This is a genomic window from Streptococcus sp. 2021WUSS109, assembly GCF_044427305.1.
GTDB classification, from domain to species: domain Bacteria; phylum Bacillota; class Bacilli; order Lactobacillales; family Streptococcaceae; genus Streptococcus; species Streptococcus suis.
In genome coordinates this window covers 25,611-44,168 of sequence record NZ_JAOTGF010000009.1, presented here as the reverse complement: position 1 = coordinate 44,168, position 18,558 = coordinate 25,611, and the positions used below count along the sequence as shown (strand labels likewise).

Annotated in this window: 23 protein-coding genes and 1 riboswitch; of the genes, 5 read left to right on the top strand and 18 right to left on the bottom strand. The window is 41.6% G+C overall.

From position 1 onward, the window contains the following. From ODU37_RS04900 to ODU37_RS04890, 3 genes are all read right to left on the bottom strand, one after another. Nucleotides 1-729, bottom strand: coding sequence for an ABC transporter permease (locus ODU37_RS04900; protein WP_105158850.1), 729 nt, complete (start codon nucleotides 727-729; stop codon nucleotides 1-3). Then, nucleotides 726-1,604 (bottom strand): ABC transporter ATP-binding protein, encoded by an 879-nt coding sequence (locus tag ODU37_RS04895; RefSeq protein ID WP_105158849.1) that lies wholly within the window; start codon nucleotides 1,602-1,604, stop codon nucleotides 726-728. The genes ODU37_RS04900 and ODU37_RS04895 overlap by 4 nt, the downstream gene beginning before the upstream one ends. 306 nt (nucleotides 1,605-1,910) lie before the next feature. Continuing rightward, nucleotides 1,911-2,429 (bottom strand): DNA starvation/stationary phase protection protein, encoded by a 519-nt coding sequence (locus tag ODU37_RS04890; RefSeq protein WP_024415250.1) that lies wholly within the window; start codon nucleotides 2,427-2,429, stop codon nucleotides 1,911-1,913. A gap of 350 nt (nucleotides 2,430-2,779) precedes the next feature. Between ODU37_RS04890 and ODU37_RS04885 the strand changes: the two genes are divergently transcribed. The 4 genes from ODU37_RS04885 (at nucleotide 2,780) to ODU37_RS04870 (ending at nucleotide 5,939) form a co-directional block, all read left to right on the top strand. Then, nucleotides 2,780-2,992, top strand: a complete 213-nt coding sequence (locus tag ODU37_RS04885) for a CsbD family protein (protein WP_002942806.1) — start codon at nucleotides 2,780-2,782, stop codon at nucleotides 2,990-2,992. A 169-nt stretch (nucleotides 2,993-3,161) separates the two neighbouring features. Beyond that, nucleotides 3,162-3,596 (top strand): low molecular weight protein-tyrosine-phosphatase, encoded by a 435-nt coding sequence (locus ODU37_RS04880; protein ID WP_105158848.1) that lies wholly within the window; start codon nucleotides 3,162-3,164, stop codon nucleotides 3,594-3,596. Nucleotides 3,597-3,727: 131 nt separating this feature from the next. Further along, nucleotides 3,728-4,150 (top strand): membrane protein, encoded by a 423-nt coding sequence (locus tag ODU37_RS04875; RefSeq protein ID WP_024396114.1) that lies wholly within the window; start codon nucleotides 3,728-3,730, stop codon nucleotides 4,148-4,150. Then, entirely contained in the window at nucleotides 4,140-5,939 is a 1,800-nt protein-coding gene (locus tag ODU37_RS04870) for an acyltransferase family protein (protein ID WP_024415253.1), read from the top strand. The genes ODU37_RS04875 and ODU37_RS04870 overlap by 11 nt, the downstream gene beginning before the upstream one ends. 193 nt (nucleotides 5,940-6,132) lie before the next feature. Here ODU37_RS04870 and ODU37_RS04865 read toward each other — a convergent pair whose 3' ends face one another. The 14 genes from ODU37_RS04865 to ODU37_RS04800 form a co-directional block, all read right to left on the bottom strand. Continuing rightward, the gene (locus ODU37_RS04865; RefSeq protein WP_024415254.1) at nucleotides 6,133-6,786 is read right to left on the bottom strand and encodes a phosphatase PAP2 family protein; all 654 of its coding nucleotides are present in this window, start codon (nucleotides 6,784-6,786) and stop codon (nucleotides 6,133-6,135) included. A 24-nt stretch (nucleotides 6,787-6,810) separates the two neighbouring features. Beyond that, nucleotides 6,811-7,368, bottom strand: coding sequence for an ECF transporter S component (locus ODU37_RS04860; protein WP_024388277.1), 558 nt, complete (start codon nucleotides 7,366-7,368; stop codon nucleotides 6,811-6,813). 59 nt (nucleotides 7,369-7,427) lie between these two features. Then, a riboswitch (FMN riboswitch) is annotated at nucleotides 7,428-7,642 on the bottom strand. 49 nt (nucleotides 7,643-7,691) lie between these two features. Then, complete coding sequence (locus ODU37_RS04855) at nucleotides 7,692-8,237, bottom strand: tRNA (cytidine(34)-2'-O)-methyltransferase (protein WP_024415255.1); 546 nt, start codon at nucleotides 8,235-8,237, stop codon at nucleotides 7,692-7,694. A gap of 706 nt (nucleotides 8,238-8,943) precedes the next feature. Further along, a complete protein-coding gene (yidD, locus tag ODU37_RS04850; protein ID WP_249562477.1) occupies nucleotides 8,944-9,183 on the bottom strand; it encodes a membrane protein insertion efficiency factor YidD in 240 nt (79 codons plus the stop codon). Then, nucleotides 9,183-9,914 (bottom strand): pseudouridine synthase, encoded by a 732-nt coding sequence (locus ODU37_RS04845; RefSeq protein WP_012027615.1) that lies wholly within the window; start codon nucleotides 9,912-9,914, stop codon nucleotides 9,183-9,185. The genes yidD and ODU37_RS04845 overlap by 1 nt, the downstream gene beginning before the upstream one ends. Next, on the bottom strand, nucleotides 9,904-10,473 hold the full coding sequence (gene scpB / locus ODU37_RS04840; protein ID WP_002939233.1) for an SMC-Scp complex subunit ScpB: 570 nt from the start codon (nucleotides 10,471-10,473) through the stop codon (nucleotides 9,904-9,906). The genes ODU37_RS04845 and scpB overlap by 11 nt, the downstream gene beginning before the upstream one ends. Then, complete coding sequence (locus ODU37_RS04835) at nucleotides 10,457-11,176, bottom strand: segregation/condensation protein A (protein ID WP_002942755.1); 720 nt, start codon at nucleotides 11,174-11,176, stop codon at nucleotides 10,457-10,459. The genes scpB and ODU37_RS04835 overlap by 17 nt, the downstream gene beginning before the upstream one ends. Continuing rightward, the gene (gene xerD / locus ODU37_RS04830) at nucleotides 11,176-11,907 is read right to left on the bottom strand and encodes a site-specific tyrosine recombinase XerD (protein ID WP_024399642.1); all 732 of its coding nucleotides are present in this window, start codon (nucleotides 11,905-11,907) and stop codon (nucleotides 11,176-11,178) included. Before xerD ends, ODU37_RS04835 begins: the two co-directional genes overlap by 1 nt. After that, nucleotides 11,904-12,362, bottom strand: coding sequence for a cyclic-di-AMP-binding protein CbpB (cbpB, locus tag ODU37_RS04825; RefSeq protein WP_012027618.1), 459 nt, complete (start codon nucleotides 12,360-12,362; stop codon nucleotides 11,904-11,906). Before cbpB ends, xerD begins: the two co-directional genes overlap by 4 nt. Next, the gene (locus ODU37_RS04820) at nucleotides 12,359-12,886 is read right to left on the bottom strand and encodes a metallophosphoesterase (RefSeq protein WP_024405578.1); all 528 of its coding nucleotides are present in this window, start codon (nucleotides 12,884-12,886) and stop codon (nucleotides 12,359-12,361) included. The genes cbpB and ODU37_RS04820 overlap by 4 nt, the downstream gene beginning before the upstream one ends. After that, nucleotides 12,859-13,869, bottom strand: coding sequence for a nucleoside-triphosphate diphosphatase (locus tag ODU37_RS04815; protein WP_398580431.1), 1,011 nt, complete (start codon nucleotides 13,867-13,869; stop codon nucleotides 12,859-12,861). Before ODU37_RS04815 ends, ODU37_RS04820 begins: the two co-directional genes overlap by 28 nt. After that, entirely contained in the window at nucleotides 13,866-14,660 is a 795-nt protein-coding gene (gene racE / locus ODU37_RS04810; protein WP_024399639.1) for a glutamate racemase, read from the bottom strand. Before racE ends, ODU37_RS04815 begins: the two co-directional genes overlap by 4 nt. Before the next feature lie 89 nt (nucleotides 14,661-14,749). Then, nucleotides 14,750-14,986 carry a YneF family protein gene (locus ODU37_RS04805; RefSeq protein ID WP_002939206.1) on the bottom strand — a complete coding sequence of 79 codons (237 nt, stop codon included), beginning with the start codon at nucleotides 14,984-14,986 and terminating at the stop codon, nucleotides 14,750-14,752. A 102-nt stretch (nucleotides 14,987-15,088) separates the two neighbouring features. Then, nucleotides 15,089-16,336, bottom strand: coding sequence for a diaminopimelate decarboxylase (locus ODU37_RS04800; protein WP_249562478.1), 1,248 nt, complete (start codon nucleotides 16,334-16,336; stop codon nucleotides 15,089-15,091). A gap of 134 nt (nucleotides 16,337-16,470) precedes the next feature. On the opposite strand from ODU37_RS04800, the gene pepC reads away from it, so the two are divergent. Further along, nucleotides 16,471-17,802 carry an aminopeptidase C gene (gene pepC / locus ODU37_RS04795; protein WP_024391151.1) on the top strand — a complete coding sequence of 444 codons (1,332 nt, stop codon included), beginning with the start codon at nucleotides 16,471-16,473 and terminating at the stop codon, nucleotides 17,800-17,802. A 50-nt stretch (nucleotides 17,803-17,852) separates the two neighbouring features. Here pepC and ODU37_RS04790 read toward each other — a convergent pair whose 3' ends face one another. Further along, nucleotides 17,853-18,554: a Bax inhibitor-1/YccA family protein gene (locus tag ODU37_RS04790; protein WP_024405583.1), complete on the bottom strand. Its 702-nt coding sequence runs from the start codon at nucleotides 18,552-18,554 to the stop codon at nucleotides 17,853-17,855. Nucleotides 18,555-18,558 lie beyond the last annotated feature (4 nt).

The window sequence follows — 18,558 nt, the reverse complement described above, 5'->3', positions numbered from 1 at the left end:
CTACTGCTCGGATTTTCTATTTAGAACTAGAGCAATTCCTAAGAAAATTATCGCATAGCCTAGGACAATTAGCAAGGATTTCCAGAGAAAATCTCCCTCTTGGGCATAGGTGGTCACCAGCTGGTTGACATGGTAGCTAGGCATAAGTTTGCAAATCCGCTGCACCCAGTCTGGAAAGAGGGAAACGGGCATCCAAGAGCCGCCCATGATAGCCAGAACAAAGTAGAGCAAGTTGGCTACCACCGACATGGCCTGTTCAGATTGGATTTGCACCAAGAGTAAGCCGATAGCTAAAAATACGATAGAGGTTACAAGGAGTATGAATGCGGACACGACCCATTCTTGAGCTGTCATCTCTACACCCTTAACTAAGCCCCCCACCGCAAAGACAATGGCAATGGAAGATACAAAGCAGAGTAAGACCCGCACTAATTTGGACAGGTAGTATTGCCAGATTGGCAGGGGCGAATGCTGGATAAAGGTCAACCAGCTATTCTTTCTGTCCTCTGCCAGCATCATGGGAAAGGTAAAAAGGGCAAAGCCCGACATGGAAAAGCCTGTCATGGTCAGCATGTAGGACTGGATAAAGGCCTTTTGTATGGCTGCATCATCAAACTGAACAGTTGATGAAAAGATCAGGAAAAAGATGACGGGCATACCGATGGATAGGAGAAATACACCCAAACTTCTGGATAATTTTACCGCCTCTACTTGAACTAATGCTTTCATGATTCTTCCTCCCTCGTCTTGTCAAATAGGCTATTGAGCAGGGTCTTATTCTGCACTTCCAGATCTGAAATCCGACAGCCTGCTTCCTGCAAACAAGCCCAAACCTGCTCAATCTCACAGGTCTTGAAGCTGACCGTGTCTTGTTTGTAGCTGATCTCATTGATTTCAGCCAAGCTCTCCACCACCGCTGCAAAGGCAATCGGCAAAGTCACTTCTTTTTCTTGCTCCTCACTCCGCATAGCAAATGGCGTGGTATCTCTTAGTAGCCGCCCCTGGTGTAAGACCAAAATCCGCTCCGCCGTATGCTCCACTTCCTCGATATAGTGGCTGGTATAAAAAATAGTCACACCCTGAGCCTTAAGTTCATGGACAATCTCCCAAAAACGCTGGCGGGTCGAAGTATCCATGCCCGCCGTCGGCTCGTCCAAGAAAAGCAACTTGGGCTTGCCAATCAAGCAGATGATGAAAGCCAAGAGCCGCTTCTGACCACCCGATAGCTTGCCGGCCAGTTGATTTTTTTGCTCTGGGGAAAAGCAGAGCAGACTGTCGATTTCCACATCTGTCAGACTATCCTTGTAGATGGCTTGGAAAAAGCGGAGCAATTCCTTGACCTTCAGGTCTGTCGGGATAGCATTTTCTTGAGGCAAAACTGCTACTGTTTCTTTATTGGACCGAGCCTGTGGAGCCAGACCTTCCAACAACACCTGCCCTTTCGTTGCCTTCCTATCTCCCAACAAACAAGACATAAGCGTCGTTTTCCCAGCCCCGTTTGGACCGATTAAAGCCACACATTCCCCTGACTTAATCTCAAAGGAAATATCAGACAAAATCCCCCGCCCTTTGATAACCTTGTCTAGTGCTCGTACTTCTATCATTTTTCTACCTCCTACTTCTTGAACATCTTACATACATAGTATATCTCGAAAAAGGAGACCCTACCAGAAGCCTTTGTCATGGACTCATGTGACAAATGTCATATTATACTCAATGAAAATCAAAAGTAGCCTAGGAAACGAAGTCGAAGATAGAACTCTGTTACTATCTTGTTTCAAGGTAACAGGCTGAAAAGCTCCACCGGAGCTTTTCACTCATCAAGGCTCTTGACAATGGATAATGTTGATTTTCGAAGAGTATTAAATAATGCAGCAAAAAAAGAGTCCTACTATGGACCCTTCATCTATTTACAACTTAGGTGCTTGACCAAGTTCTGCCTGCAGCATCCAAATATGTTTTTCAATACTAGCCTTAGCCACATTGAAAATGTCGTTGGTTACGCTGTCACCTTCTTCATCACTGACATCAAACCCCTTTTGGAAAAGAGCAGCCAAATAGCGGAACACCTCTACCACACGCGCCAATTGCTCTTCCATCGTCACAGTGTAATCACCTGGAACTTCCTTAAGCTGACTATTTTCACTAAACTCTTTAAGGGTAGAAAATGGTGCCCCACCTAAGGTGATTAAACGCTCACTCATCTCATCCAAATAACCATCAATTTCTTCCATATATTCATCCATCTTTGGATGCCAAATCATAAAGCCACGACCACGCATATACCAGTGAACTTGATGGAAGATTGAATGGGCTACTGATAAATCGGCCACCGCTTGATTCAAAACAGCCTTAGAATCAGCCAGTGATGGACGCGGGCTGAAAGACGCAATTTCTGCTGGAGATTGATAATATTTTTGTTTCATCATATATCACCCTTTCTTTTATTTATAATAATTATAAATAAAAGAAGAAAAAATTGCAAGAATTATCCCTCCTCCTCTGACTTATTGGCAGACAAATCCCTTGCTATATTAACTTATATACGTTAGACTAGTAAGTAAGAATAGTATGTGGGAGTGGGAAAGAACTCGACTAGATCAAAAAGAGTTCGTCTTCCCACCCCCGCACAGTTGATTAGGCCAGATTTGGAGTGCAAAACACGAACAAATCTGCCAATCAACCACTGCGCTGAGATGTTGACACGAACTCTGAGAAGTGGCTCTGGGCTTGTTGCCCAGCTTCATCGCCCCATATGTGTATATCGAGGAGGGATTTTATGTCAGAAGAAAAATTTGACGCAAAACTAGAACAGCTATCTGGCTCTGCAAAAGAGGTAATTGGTAAGCTGACCGGCGACAAGGAAATCGAAGTTGAAGGACTTGTTGAGAAAGGAATTGGCAAAGCAAAAGAGCTAGTTGAAGATGCAAAAGATGGGCTTGAAGGTGCCATTAACGGCATCAAAAATGCTTTCGACAAAGAAGAGAAATAAACAAAGAGTTCAATATAGGTAGGATTGCTCGTGCACTGTTTGATAATGAACATTACACTTAATTTGGTCTTTTACCTATAGCCCGAACAAAAATATGCAAGAGAGGGGAACTCAGACATTTACCTGTCGAGTCTGCCTTCTCTTTTCTTATGCCACGAAAGGAGAATCTATGAAAAAAATCGTTTTTGTCTGTCTTGGAAATATTTGTCGTAGCCCTATGGCTGAATTTGTCATGAAAGACAAGACAAGTCAATTTCACATTGAAAGCCGTGCTACTTCAAACTGGGAATATGGTAATCCTATCTACCCTGGAACACAGAAAATTTTCCAAAAGCACAAGATTCCCTATGACAAGACCAAAACCTCTCAACAAATCTCTCAAGCAGACTTTGAGGAATTTGATGTTATCATCGGTATGGACAGCAATAATGTCCGAGATTTACAGAAAATGGCACCAGCACATGCCCAAAATAAGATTTTTCAATTCGCAGAAAAATCCGTACCAGACCCTTGGTATACTGGAGATTTTGACGAAACCTACGAAATGGTAAAGAAAGGTTGCCAAGACTGGTTGGACAGGTTACAGTCATTTGATCAAGAATAAGATTTTCTATGTAATATTTTTGTAATATTTGTAAAAAAATGGTAAACTATTTCTGACTGAACTGATAATTTCTTACTGTATCCCAGAAAGAACTGATTAGCGTCGGTCAAATCCTATGAAAGAGTAAAACGATGAAAGAGTTCAAATTACCTAGTATAAAATGGCATGATATCACAAGTTATTTCACCCGTCCAAAACTTGAAATCCTCTCCCTTATTATCATCCTCATCTGTGCCCTCTCTGTATTTACAGGGCGAATTGCCAGCAAGCAAGCCATGACTTTCAATAATGGCGCCCTGCAGTACAACGGTTATGTGGTCGCAAATAAAATGAATGGTCAAGGAAAATTGACCTTTGATAATGGAGATGTCTACGAGGGGCAATTTAAAAATGGAATTTTCCACGGTCAAGGAACCTACACATCTGCAAGTGGGTGGGTTTATACCGGGCAATTTAAAAACGGCTACGCCGATGGAAAAGGAAAATTGACCACCGAAGGACAAGCTACCTACGAAGGAACTTTTAAACAGGGGATTTATCAATATGAAAATTAAATGGTTATCCGTTATACGTGTGATTGGATTAGTCTTTGTCCTACTCTATCATTTCTTTATCAAATATTTCCCAGGTGGCTTTGTGGGGGTTGACCTCTTCTTTACCCTGTCTGGATATTTGACAACCGCCCTTTTGATTGATGAGTTTGCAAAACATAAAAAAATAGATATTGTCAGCTTTTTCAGAAGAAGGTTCTATCGGATTCTCCCCCCTCTGGTTTTAACGATTCTTTTGGTTCTTCCACTTGCTCTGCTTGTCCGCAATGATTTCATTGCCAATATCGGCAATCAGATAGCCGCTGCGCTCGGATTCATGACAAACTTCTTTGAAATTCTATCAGGTGGTAGTTACGAGAATCAATTTTCACCTCATCTATTTGTGCATACTTGGACACTAGCCATAGAAGTTCAGTATTACCTTGTCTGGGCTGGTTTAGTTTGGTATCTGACTCGCATCTCAAAAAGTGTGGGCCAACTACGTGGATCAATTTTTCTAACATCTATAAGCCTCTTCTCGCTAAGTTTTTTAGCAATGTCTATCTCAAGTTTCTTTGTGGATAATTTCTCAACCATTTATTACTCGAGCTTCACACATACCTTCCCATTCTTCCTGGGAAGCATTCTCGCAACCATCGCTGGTATCGGAAATACAACAACTGCCTTCCAGCAACAAGTGAATACATTGAGTACCAAACAAGCTATAGGTCTGTTTCTTGGAGGACTAGGAGTAGAACTTCTTCTTCTCTTTACTCTTCAATTCAGTTCCATCTGGACCTATCTAATTGGTTTCCTTCTATCCAGTTTAGCTACAGCAACTATGATTTTTGCTGCTCGGGTACTTCACGAGAAAACCGAAGATGTCAAAGAACCTGCAATTATCCTCTTCTTTGCAAGTATTTCTTATGGTATCTACCTCTTCCATTGGCCCTTGCTCATTATCTTTACACAATTGACAAATGCCTCTATCGCTGCGGGATTATCCTTTGTTTTTTCTACTATCCTATCAACTATTTCCTTCTATATTCTAGAACCATATATTGCTGGTAAAGTAGGAAGTTTGTTTGGATTACCAATGGACTTGAAACCCTATAAAAAATGGCTTCTTAGCAGCTTTGCTTGCTTGACTGCAATTAGCTTAGGTATCTGTCTGTTTGCACCAAAATTAGGAAGTTTTGAACAAGAGAGCATGGTTAGCAATCTTTATCAAGCTCAGACCCAACTAAATACAACACGATCTGCTGCTGAAAACGCTAAAGCTACTAGTTTTGAAATTCAAAAAGGAGTTATTATCTTTGGCGATTCTGTTACTGTTCGCGCAAGTTCTGCCATACAGACCGCGCTACCAGATGCACAGATTGATGGAACTGTCAGCCGAAATCTCTCTGAAATTGCTAAATTGATAAGTCTTTATCAGCAAAATAATAGTTTGAAAGAGACTGTAGTTGTAGCCCTAGGTACAAATACTACGGATAATTATCAGGAACTACTAGACCAACTAGTCAAAGATTTTCCTAAAGGACGGCGCCTTATTTTTGTCACTCCTTACGATGGAAACTTCACTCCGAGCGAATCCATTTCCTATCAAACCGGTCAATACGAAAAAGAATTGGCTGAAAAATATGATTACATTTCCATTGCAGACTGGTATCAAGTTGCAAAGGATAATCCACCAATTTGGTACAATACCGACCTTGTTCATTTCAATCTTGAAAGTAATGGAGGCGAAGTCTTCGCCCAAACGATAAAAAATGCTATCGAAGCCGTTGCTGATGGCCCAATCAAAAACTAGATTTATACATCATCATCCTCTGAGAATTTCTCGGAGGATTTTTGCACTATTTTCCGATAAGTCCAGTGCGAACTCTAAGAAATGGCGCTGTGCCTAAGCTCAGTCTCAATAAATCTTGTGAAATAAGCCACTTCTACAAAGGATGACAAATTAAAACTCCTACCTTTTACAGTAGGAGTTGGTGTCAAATTGACTATTTTTGCTTACTTTGGAAACGCCATTCAAAGCGTTTCTGATCATAAAATGGATACATCATTTGTAAAAGAGTGACGGCAAGTAGCCAACCGCCGATAATATCTGTCGGATAGTGAACCCCAATATAGATACGGGATACAGCTACTAGGACAGCAAGTAGAATCAACACGGCTTGTAGCACAAGTCTAGCTATGCCTTTCTTCATCCTCTGGTGAACAATAATAATAACTGCTCCTGCAATCATCATAGTTGATGCAGTATGCCAGCTAGGAAATGAGTAACCGATTGTATCAATCAACCATTCAATACTTGGACGCGGACGTTGGTAGACATATTTCAGGGCTGTGGATGCCACACCCATCGCCGCAAAACTAGCAAGTAGGAAATAAGCTTCTATCTTCCATTTTTTATAGTAGTAAAAGATAGCAGCTAGAATCATGGTAATAGCTAAAATAATAACCGTATTTCCTAAAACAGTAATAGAGGTCCAAAATTGACTGGCTCCACTTGGTAAATTTCCACGAATGGCAGACTGGACAGTTGAGTCAAAACCTGCTAGGGTACTAGGATAAAATTTTACTACATAGCCCAATATCACAAAGGCTAGAGCAAAAAAAGATGCGTTTCGTAAATGGATTTGTTTATTCTTCATACAGTATAGTTTACCTTATAAAGGTTAAACTTTCTTTAAAATAGGTTGGGCTGCTTTGTAACAGATATAAAATATTGCTGAAAGCACAATCCCTTGTAAAAGATTAAAAGGAAGTACCATCATCAAAAGATAGTTAGTCAGACCCAAGATTTCTTTAATATCAAAATTTGCAAAGGCTGCATAAACAGGCACCGCATAAACGTAATTTAATACCAGCATCACTGCTGTCGAACCAAGCGTCGCAATAGTCGCTGCTTTTAAATAATTTTTTAACGTTTGTTCATTTTTCCAGAAATAAGCTACTGCTAAAATGAAAACTGACATAGCTGCAATATTCATCGGTAAGCCAATAATTGTCGATGGTCCCTGATTATTTAAAATCAGTTTGAGAAAAGTTCGTACCAAAAGGATAGCAAAACTAGACTTCATATCTAGAACAAGCAGACCAAATAAAATCGGTACGAGAGAAAAATCCACTTCCAGGAAACTGGCTGTTGGAATCAGCGGAAATTTCAAATACATGAGCAGAAAGGATACTGCTGAGAGAATGGCGATAATCGTCATTTTGCGTGTGTTTGTCATAAGGTTCCTCCAATTTTTGAAAATTGAAGAAGCGTGGAAGAGCAGGCAAAAAGCCTCCACTTCGTCTTCTCCCATCCAGACTTTACTGTCGGTTGTGGAATTGCACCACATCAGCTTTCGCTCGCAGACTACCAACGGTCTATTTTGTTCTAAAACTGCGTTAGCTCATCTCGACATACATTCAGTATGGTCTTCGATTCGCTGCCTAGTCTTAAAACAAATTACCACGTTTTACACTGCCGGTCGGGAATTTCACCCTGCCCTGAAGACTATTTCATCATACCAAAAAAGCCTTGCATTTGCAAGAGCTTGGTAAGTTTTCACTATTTTAACTTGTCCCCATCATAGGTGTGAACCAAATCTAGACCAGCGAACTGTTGCTGCCGAAGAGCCTCATATACAATCATACACGCTGTATTAGAGACATTAAGACTACGCACATGTTCATCATTCATTGGAATACGGATAGCCTTCTCTGGATGTTCACGCATAAAATCTTCTGGCAAGCCCTTATCTTCACGGCCAAATAAGAAATAATGAATGTTCCCATCATTATAGTCTTCATCCGAATAGGTTTTACCAGCAAATTTAGACACTAAGTGAACACGTCCTTGTTTGCTGGCATAATCCATAAATTCTGCTAAATTATCATAAAAGCGAACATCTAACTTATCCCAATAATCTAGTCCTGCACGTTTCATCTTACGGTCATCAATTGGAAATCCCATAGGCTTAATGATATGGAGAGGACTATTGGTTGCAGCACAAGTTCGAGCAATATTGCCTGTATTCTGTGGAATCTGTGGTTCAAATAAGACAATGTGGTTTTTGGCTGTTTCTTCTATATACTCTAATGTTTCAATATTCATAAGGACCTCTCTGGTGACATTTCACTAAATACGAATACCCTTCGAAAATCAAATCCAAACCATGTCAGCTTCATTTTGCCGTATACCATGCTTGTTTTCTAGTTTCTTTTTTTGATTTTCATTGAGTAAAAAGACTCGACTGTCTCCCATGGTAAGAAAGACAAAAAAATAGCCACACTGCCCGGAGTCAAGCTCAGCAAACAGCATGGTGAATGATGATTCATTCACTTAACTCACAACAGGTTTGAGTTAAATCAATGAAATCGTGATACTATTGTAGCTTAAAGAAGGCTGAAAATCAAGAGTTTTGCCCCATTTTTTTCAAATTTTCATAGAAAATCATAGAGGCTGGGCAAAAAGACCAACCTTGCTTCTCAGAGTTCGTGTCAACATCTCAGCGCAGTGGTTGATTGGCTTTAACAGTCCAGTGGACTCTTAATATTGAGGTGAACTTGTTTCGGCCTATCTCCAGCCTTCAAAAGTTCCCGAACCTTTGAAGCGAGTACTAAAAACAAACTAATACTCAATGAAAATCAAAAGTAGCCTAGAAAACGAAGTCGAAGATAGAACTCTGTTACTTTCTTATTTCAAGGTAACAGGCTGAAAACTTCCACTGGAGCTTTTCACTCATCAAGGCTCTTGACAACGGATAATTTTGATTTTCGAAGAGTATAAACAACTATAAATAACAAAAAAGTAGGTCTCCCTACTTCTGTATATGACGCTTCAAGCTAAACCTGTCTGGGACAGGATCTTCTCCACCTTCCACAAAAGGATGGCAACGCCCAATACGAGCCAGGCCCATCAAAATCCCCTTGAGTCCATGTTCTTGTAAGGCCTCGATCATATAAGCCGAACAAGTTGGACGGTAGCGACAAGAGGGCGGAAAAAGGGGGGAAATAAATTTCTGATAGAATCGGACCAAGCCGATCAAGAGTCTTGTCATTATTTTTTTACTGGCTTAGTAACAGCCAGGGTATGTAGTTTACTGATGTCTTTCTTATTGAGCTTGCGGTATTCTCCTGGACGTAGGCCGGTCAAGTCAAGATTACCAAAGCGAGTACGAGACAGTTTATCTACCTGCAAGCCGACAGCCTCAAACATCTTCTTAACCTGGTGGTTTCGACCTTCATGGATTGTTAATTCCACAACTGAGCGGTTCTTAACAGGGTCCACCTTGATAATCTCATACACCGCAGGCTTAGTTTTTTTACCATCAATGACAACACCACGGGTCAAGGGACGCAAAACTTCCTTGTTAGCAACCCCTTTGACACGCGCCAAGTAAACCTTATCAATCTCATTACGTGGGTGAATCATCTCATCTGTAAAATCACCGTCATTGGTCAAAATCAAGACCCCAGATGTATCCCAGTCCAAACGACCAACAGGATAAATCCGCTCCTTAACTGTTGGCAACAAGTCCACAACTGTCTTTCTTCCCTTGTCGTCTGACACACTAGAAATAACACCTCGTGGTTTATTGAGGAGATAGTAGACCTTCTCTTCGTTATAAATTGGTTGTCCCTCAACTTCTACCTTATCACCCGATTTGATAACTGTCCCTAGCTCACGAACAACCTGACCATTTACAGTAACTAGTCCTTGTTTGATTAGTTCTTCTGCCTTACGACGACTGGCAACTCCAGCATGGGCAATGTATTTATTAATTCTCATTTTCTAACTCATTTCTTTCTACGAATAGCTCTGTTTCTTCTTGAATCAAATCTATTTCAGACACATCAGGCAATTCTTCTAGACTATTAATTCCCATGTAATCCAGGAAATAATCCGTTGTCACATAGAGATTGGGTCTACCAAGAACCTCTTTCTTACCGTTCTCACGAATGAGGTCAAAGGCCTGTAATTTACTGATGGCACCACTGGAATTGACTCCGCGAATATCATCAACTTCAATCCGAGTAATGGGTTGCTTATAGGCTACGATTGATAAGGTTTCCAAAAGAGCCCGTGACATAGTCTGATTGATTGGTGTTTTGGCATAGATTCGCAAAAGGTTTGCATATTCTTTTTTAGTAACTAACTTGTAGCGGTTGGAGGATTCTAAGATGGCTAAGCCTGAGGCTTTGTCTGCCATATATTTCTCACTAAGTTTCTCTAACTGCTGGCTGACAGCTGTCGGCTGCATTTCCAACATCTCTGCCAAATTTCGTAACGTCAAGCCATCCTCACCTGCCACAAAGAGCAGGACTTCGATTTCAGCTAAGCGATTCATCTTCACTCCTTACTAGATAAATATCTCCAAAAGTCTCTGTCTGCTCCAAGACGATTTCATGAACCTTGACCAATTCTAAAGTCGCAAGGAAGATCGTAATCATTTCATTGACATCTTGACTTTCTTGAAAGAGCTGACGGAGTTCAAGGCGTGGACCAGTCTCGAAACGACTGCGAACAAAGTCCATCATGTCTTCGATTTTATATTCATCACGGGCAATGGTCGCATGAGACTGACGAAGGCTTGCCTGTTTTTCAGCCATTACTTTAGAAAAAGCTAGGAAAATGTCAATGACGGTCTTATCCTTGGCTAATTGTACATCATCATAAATCAAATCTAATTTGGGTTTTGAAAAATAGTTGGCCCGTTCATCATGTTGCTCTCCTAATTTCTCACTGAGAAGCTTGAACTTGCGGTATTCTTCCAACTGGTCTAAGAGGTCCATTTCAGGATCATCTTCGGGATCAATTTGCTCAACAACCTTCGGTAATAACCGACGACTTTTGATGACCATCAATTGACTAGCCATGAGCATATATTCTCCCGCTACCTCTAAACGCATGGCTTGCAAGGTAGCAATGTAGGCCAAATATTGCTCAATAACCTCTGTAATCGGAACCTCGTAAATATCTACTTGATACTTGGACACCAGGTGTAGCAGGAGATCAAGTGGCCCTTCAAAATCTTTTAATTTTATATCCATTATCTAAATTTTTCCAAACTCATGCTTGTTTTCAGTCCCAACTGCTTGGCGATTTGGTCCAAGGATTTTCCTTCGTCTATCTGTTTTAGAATATACTGCTCCCGTAATTTTTGGGCTGTCCAATCAGGCTTGCCGATGGACTGGACAAATTCTGTCAGACGATTAAAAAACCATTGACGAGAATAGGTTTGTCCCTTCTTATCGAAGACATAGCGTCCTGACAGATGAGACTCCATATAGGGTATCAATTCCTTGGGCAGAGTGAGCACTCGCTTGGCTCCTCCCTTCTCAACTGTCAGGACTTGAAAATCCAGATTGACCTGCTGACTAGTCAGCTCTGCTATTTCACTAGGAGTCAGCCCTAGTAAGGTAATCAAAAGAGTAATCAGTTGCCCATCAAGCCAAGGACTTTCTTGAAAGAGGAGAGTTAAATCCTCACGCTCCAGTTTCTTTTTGACGCTGGCTGGACCTGACATCGTTTGCAATTTATAAAAACGATCCAGGAGATTATTTTCATAAAGAAAGTAGAGAAATTGATTGACCGCTGACATTTTTCTTTTCTGAGCAGCAGGTTTCAAGTCTAGAAGAGACTGCTGATAGACCAAAAGAGACTGTTGGCTAATCTCCCCCTTTGTTACTATCACAAACTGCTGCAGGTCATAGGTATAGGACTTTTGGCTGTTGACACTGACCTTCTTGCTCTGGATAAAAGATTCAATCGCCTGCTTCATTTCTTGCCTTCTTTTGATGCTAGGGGGAAATTATGCAAGAGAGCATTGATTGCTTTTAAGATGGATTTTCGTGTAATGATTCCCATAAATTCTCTATTTTCCCCAAGGACGGGTAAGAAAGATTGATCTACTAGCTTGCGCATCACTTCTGTCAAATCATAATCCAGACCAACAGTCTCTTCATCTGTCTTTACAATCACAGAAATATCTCTGTTTAACTCATCATCCGATAGTTCATTTTCAGCTTGATATTTAATGATTTCCGTCAAGCCGATGGTTCCAAAAAAGCGGCCATCTTCTGTTACCACAGGTACGCGTGAATAGGTCATGTGACTGAGTAACAGTTTTGCATGGTCAATATTATGCGTATCAATAATTACTGCCAATTTATCCGCTGGTGTCAAGAAAGTTTCTTCCTGGTCCAATAAAAAGGCTTCAAATTCTCTTGCAATCATCTTGAAATATCCTTTGTCAATGCTGGGTAAAGTTGGTGCTGTCGATTGTAGTAATCCACATGGAAGTGATCATCATAGATGGTCACAAGAGCATAGAGACATTCTCTGACCAAACCACGAGGTTGACTAACGGAGCCAGGATTGAGGAAGAGGGTCTTGCCACGCACTTCGGCATCAGGCACATGCAGATGCCCATACAAACAAATATCCGCATCAACTTCCTGTGCCCAATAATCCAACCGCTGCCAGCCGTAATTAATGCCATAAAGATGACCATGAGTCTGAGCGATAGTCACACCATCCAATTGAGTAATGAGCTGGTCAGGGTAACCACCAAAATAGTCGCAGTTCCCATTGACCACTTGAATGCCGTCCCACAAACTATCTTGACTATCCAGCTCCGAATCACCATTGTGAAAGATGGCATCGACCTTGCCAATATAATGATGTTTAATATCCTCTACAATCTGTCTATCCCCATGAGAGTCGCTCATGACTAGGATTGTTTTGCTTGCTCCTGCCATACTGGAAATGCCTCCACTAATTTTTCTAGTGCTTGTGCACGGTGGGAAATCTTATTTTTTTCTTCTAGGGTTAATTCTGCCGAGGTCTTACCTGTTTCACCTACGAGGAAAAGTGGATCGTATCCAAACCCATTTTCCCCACGGAGGTCCATACCGATAAAGCCTTCCCAGTCCGCTTCGACAACCAAACTATCACGATTTGGAGCCGCCATAACTAGGGTGCAGTGGAACTGAGCAGAACGATCTTTCAGTTCAAATACCATGGCCAACTCGTGCAAGAGTTTGGCATTATTGAGCTCATCTGTGGCATCTGGACCTGAAAAACGGGCAGACCAAACTCCTGGCAGTCCGCCAAGTGCATCAACCTTTAAGCCTGAATCATCTGCCAAGACCATCTTGCCTGTCAGCTCTGCTATGGTTTCAGCCTTGAGCCGTGCATTTCCCTCAAAAGTCACACCAGTTTCTGCTACATCTGGCAGGTCAGGATAGTTGTTGAGGTTCTCGACCTGGTAGCCAAAACGCTCAAAAAACTTACGGAATTCCTTGGTCTTACCTTCATTTTTTGTAGCGATCAAGATGGTATCTCCCACGCTTGCCAATCCCTTGTCTTGACCGAAGAAATCTGCCGTGCTAACTCCTGATTGGGGCAGATGGACTAAGAGAAGTTTGTCATTCTCTGTTACCAGAATAGCTCCTTGGTGTTGGAGAACCTTGAACTGTCTATTGTTTAACTCATTCAAAGTATCACAGGCAAATTGAAAGAGGGCAAATTCAGACTGAAGTTTAATCACCTCAATATTGACACACTGGTTAAAATTCTCATCTTCATAATTACCAGCAATCAGTTTGTCAAACAATTGACCAATCTGGTAAATTTCCTGCTCTCTTCCATTTTCAGCAAATGAACCAAATAGATTGGCAAAGCTGGCTTTTCCAATAAACCAATTGTGTTCATCTCTGTATTCGTATATCTTGTCTGTCATAGTTCTACATGCTCCACATGAATATCAATGCCCATCCAGCTTTCAGCTATTTCTTTAAATGCTGCTGGACTAGCTGTTGTGTAAAATTGGTGCTGAATATCCTTTTCGGTACGGCTGCGGTTGATTTGAAAATAATTTAATAAAACAGAAATATCTCGCGCGCACTCTGCCCCACTGTCAATCAACTTGACATCCTTGCCCATGGCATTCTGGATGATGGGGCGAAGTAGGGGATAATGGGTACATCCCAAGACCAAAGTGTCCACTTTCCCAACGAGTGGTCGAAGTGTCTCATAAACAACCTTTTTGGCAAGACTGGACTGGTGGCTATTGGACTCAACCAAAGGGGCAAATTTTGGACAGGCCAGACTGTCTACCTGCGTTTCTGGAGAAAGGGCCTGAATCTTTTGTCGATAAATATCTGATTGAATGGTCATAGCCGTTCCTAAGACACCAACCTTCCCAGTTTGCGTTGCCTTAATAGCTGCCGAAGCACCTGGTAAAATAACACCCAAAACAGGAATATCCAACTTTTCCTTGACTTCTTCCCAGGCTACCGCTGTTGCCGTATTGCAGGCAAAGACAATCATTTTTACATTTTTTGTCAAAAGGAAATTGACCAATTGCCAAGTATATTCTCTGATTTGTTCCGCTGGACGGGGTCCATAAGGTGCCCGTGCCGAGTCCCCTATATAAACAATTTCTTCATGGGGAAGTTGGCGCATTAACTCACGCGCAACCGTTAATCCCCCCACACCTGAATCTAAAAAACCTATTGGTCGATTATCCATAATACTGAGAATAGCCAGAAAATCTGACTAGCCTTTCTTTTCTACTCAAAAAATGGGATCTGGGAATGAATATCCCAGTCCCAGTTTGATTATTTTTTCTTGCTTGCCACTTTTTGTTGGCTCTTGATTTGGCGAAGTACTTGTTGTACTTTTGCCTCGCTTGGTTTTTGCCCCATTTGGCTCATCATCAAACGCAAAGCATTTTCATCCAACACTGGCTTGTCAGCAATGTAGTTTTCAACTTGTTTGCGTGACAAGTAAATACCCAAGGCTACACCACCTGCAAATGCCAATACAATAAGTAAAATTGCTAAACCTAAGTTCATTTGTCAATCTCCTGATTCTTCTAAAAATAATTCATTCGGAATTGCCCTGCGACAATCTCTTAATGAGTCTATTATACCAAATTTAGCAGGCTTTTCCAAGACTTACCTGTCAAATTCAAAACCGTAAATGGTTGCGAAATAATCCTCTGGTGTTTCAGCACGACGAATCATACGCGCTGTGCCATCTTCCTGCAAAAGGATTTCAGAAGAACGCAGACGACCGTTGTAGTTGTAGCCCATGGAGAAGCCGTGGGCACCACTGTCATGAATGACCAAGGTGTCTCCTACTTCGGCTCGTGGCAATTCACGATTAACTGCAAACTTGTCGTTGTTTTCACAGAGGGAACCTGCCACATCCACCACTTCGATTGGGGCATCTGGGCGCGTGATATTGGTGATATGGTGGTAGGCGCCATAGAAAGCAGGACGCATGAGATTGGCAGCTGATGCATCGACACCAATATAAGTCCGATAGGTTTCCTTACGATGAAGCACCTTTGTAATCAAGTGACCGTGTGGCGCTAACATAAAGCGACCCAATTCTGTAAAGATTTTTATATGTCCCATACCAGCTGTCGTGAGAATGTCCTCGTAAACCTTGCGGACACTCTCACCAATGATAGCAATATCGTTTGGTTCTTGCTCAGGACGATAGTTGACCCCAATCCCGCCTGAGAGGTTGATAAAGTCTAAGGTCACACCTGTTTCCTCACGGATTTCCAAGGCCAATTCAAAGAGTTGACGAGCCAAGACAGGATAGTAGTCATTTGTTACTGTATTCGAAGCTAGAAAGGCATGGATCCCAAACTGCTTTACACCCAGTTCTTTTAGCTCCTTATAGCCTTTCATCAACTGTTCCTTGGTCATCCCAAACTTAGACTCTTCTGGGTGGTCCATAATGTCCGTTCCCAGCGAGAAGACTCCTCCAGGATTGTAACGGAGGCAGACCGTTTCTGGAATACCAGCAACATTTTTCAAAAACTCAATGTGTTCGTATGCATCAAGGTTAATGATCGCCCCAACTTTTCGAGCATAGACAAATTCTTGCGCTTGGGTATCATTGGATGTAAACATGATGTCTTTAAAGCCCAATTTTTCACTCATCAGCACTTCTACATCTGTTGCACAGTCCACTCCACAGCCTTCTTCTTGTAGAATTTTCAAAATAGCGGGTGTCGGAGTCGCCTTGACCGCAAAATATTCCTTAAAGCCCTTGTTCCATGAAAAAGCTGCATTGAGGGCACGTGCCTTCTCACGAATGCCTTTTTCATCATACAAATGAAAAGGAGTCGGAAATTGCTCCGTAATAGTTTCCAAAATTTCTTTACTAACAAATGGTGTCTTGGTCATGTCGCTACCTCATCAAATATTTTTCCTATTATATCACAAATATGTGAGGAACTGTAGCTTTCAACTCCACCTAATACTTGCAAAATAAATTGCGAGCGTTATAATGTGAATATCATTAAAAAAAGGAGTAATATATGTCAACATTAGATTTTGATTTTACAGAACGCTTGTATGCCAACTATCTAGCTAATCCAAGCCTACAGGCAACCGAAAATGCCGTGAGCCACAACGGACTTTTGAAATCCTTAGAAACACGCCAAAGCGCCATCGACAATGACTATGTCTTTTCAATCGACTTGACCAAGGACGCTGTTTCAAACCAAAAGGCTTCTGGACGTTGCTGGATGTTTGCTGCATTGAATACCTTCCGCCACAAGCTCATCTCAGACTTCAAGCTAGAAAATTTTGAGCTATCACAGGCCCATACCTTCTTTTGGGATAAATATGAAAAGTCCAACTGGTTCCTCGAACAAATCATTGCTACAGCTGACCAAGAAATTGGTAGCCGTAAGGTAAAATTCTTATTGGATACCCCTCAACAAGATGGCGGTCAATGGGATATGGTTGTTGCCTTATTTGAAAAATATGGTGTAGTACCGAAATCTGTCTATCCAGAATCTATCTCATCCAGTGCCAGCCGTGAGCTCAATCAGTACCTTAACAAATTGCTCCGCCAAGATGCACAAATCTTGCGAGACCTCCTTGCCAAAGGAGCTTCCTCGGAAGAAGTTCAAGTACAAAAAGAAAACTTACTTCAAGAAATCTTTAACTTCCTAGCCGTCAACCTTGGACTCCCTCCACGCAGCTTTGATTTTGCATATAGAGATAAAGACAATGTCTATCACCGTGATACAAATGTAACACCTCAGGCATTCTACGAGAAATACGTTGGTTTGAAACTATCTGACTACGTCTCTATTATCAACGCTCCTACAACCGACAAACCTTACAATAAATCATATACAGTCGAATTGTTGGGGAACGTTGTTGGCGCCCCTGCTGTCCGCTACCTCAATGTAGAAATGAACCGGTTTAAAGAACTGGCTATTGCCCAACTCAAAGCTGGTGAATCCGTTTGGTTTGGTTCCGATGTCGGTCAAAGTAGCAATCGTCAAACTGGTATTATGGCAACCAACACCTACGACTTCTCTTCAGGTCTGGGTATCCATTTCCATCAAGACAAGGCTGGAAGATTAGACTACTCCGAAAGTTTGATGACCCACGCTATGGTCTTAACTGGTGTTGATTTAGACGACAATGAGCAACCTCTCAAATGGAAAGTAGAAAACTCTTGGGGTGACAAGGTTGGTGACAAGGGATACTTCGTCGCATCAGATAGCTGGATGGACGAGTACACTTATCAGATTGTTGTCCGAAAAGAATTCCTCACACCAGAAGAACTAGCAGCTTATCAAGCTCAACCACAAGTCCTTGCCCCATGGGATCCAATGGGAGCTCTAGCATAACAAACGACATATAAAAAAAGAGGGCACCCCTCTTTTTTTATATGTCATAATTAGTCTCTACTCAAACCACCAAAAATACGGAGTAAGTTGAGGAAGAGGTTGATGAAGTCAAGATAGAGCTGAAGCGCCATGGATACGACCCAACCTTGGCCAACATTACCACCAGTTTGTTCGAAAACATTGCGGATACGTTGGTTGTCATAAGCAATCAAACCTGAGAATACCAAAACAGAAATGATAGACATCATAAAGCTTAGACCTGAGCTACGAAGGAAGATATTAATAACACTTGCAATAATAATTCCCCAAAGAGCTGCACGCAATGCTTGTGCCATACCAGAAAGGTTTTTCTTCGTTGTCATCCCAATTACAGCCATGATAGCAAACATGAGAGCCGCTGACACGAAGGCGAGTACAACTGTTTCGCTAGTATAGAACATCAAAATCATGCTGATGGTAATCCCATTTGTTACTGAGTAGGCAAGAAACATTGGTAGAGCCATTGGGCTATTTTTAGCTGCCATTGCTGAAGCAGAAACAACCAAGGCAATCTGACCAATCATAATCAGCATCATGATGATGGAACCTGCACTCAGCAGACTAAGCAATAAAGATTGAAAGACGGTCACAGCCAAGAAAGAAACTAGAGCTGACAGACCAATTCCCATGGCAACCACACCATAAATTTTACCGAAGAAACGGTTGAGGGCGGTATTATCCACCTGATTAATAATAAATGAATCGTTATTCATACTA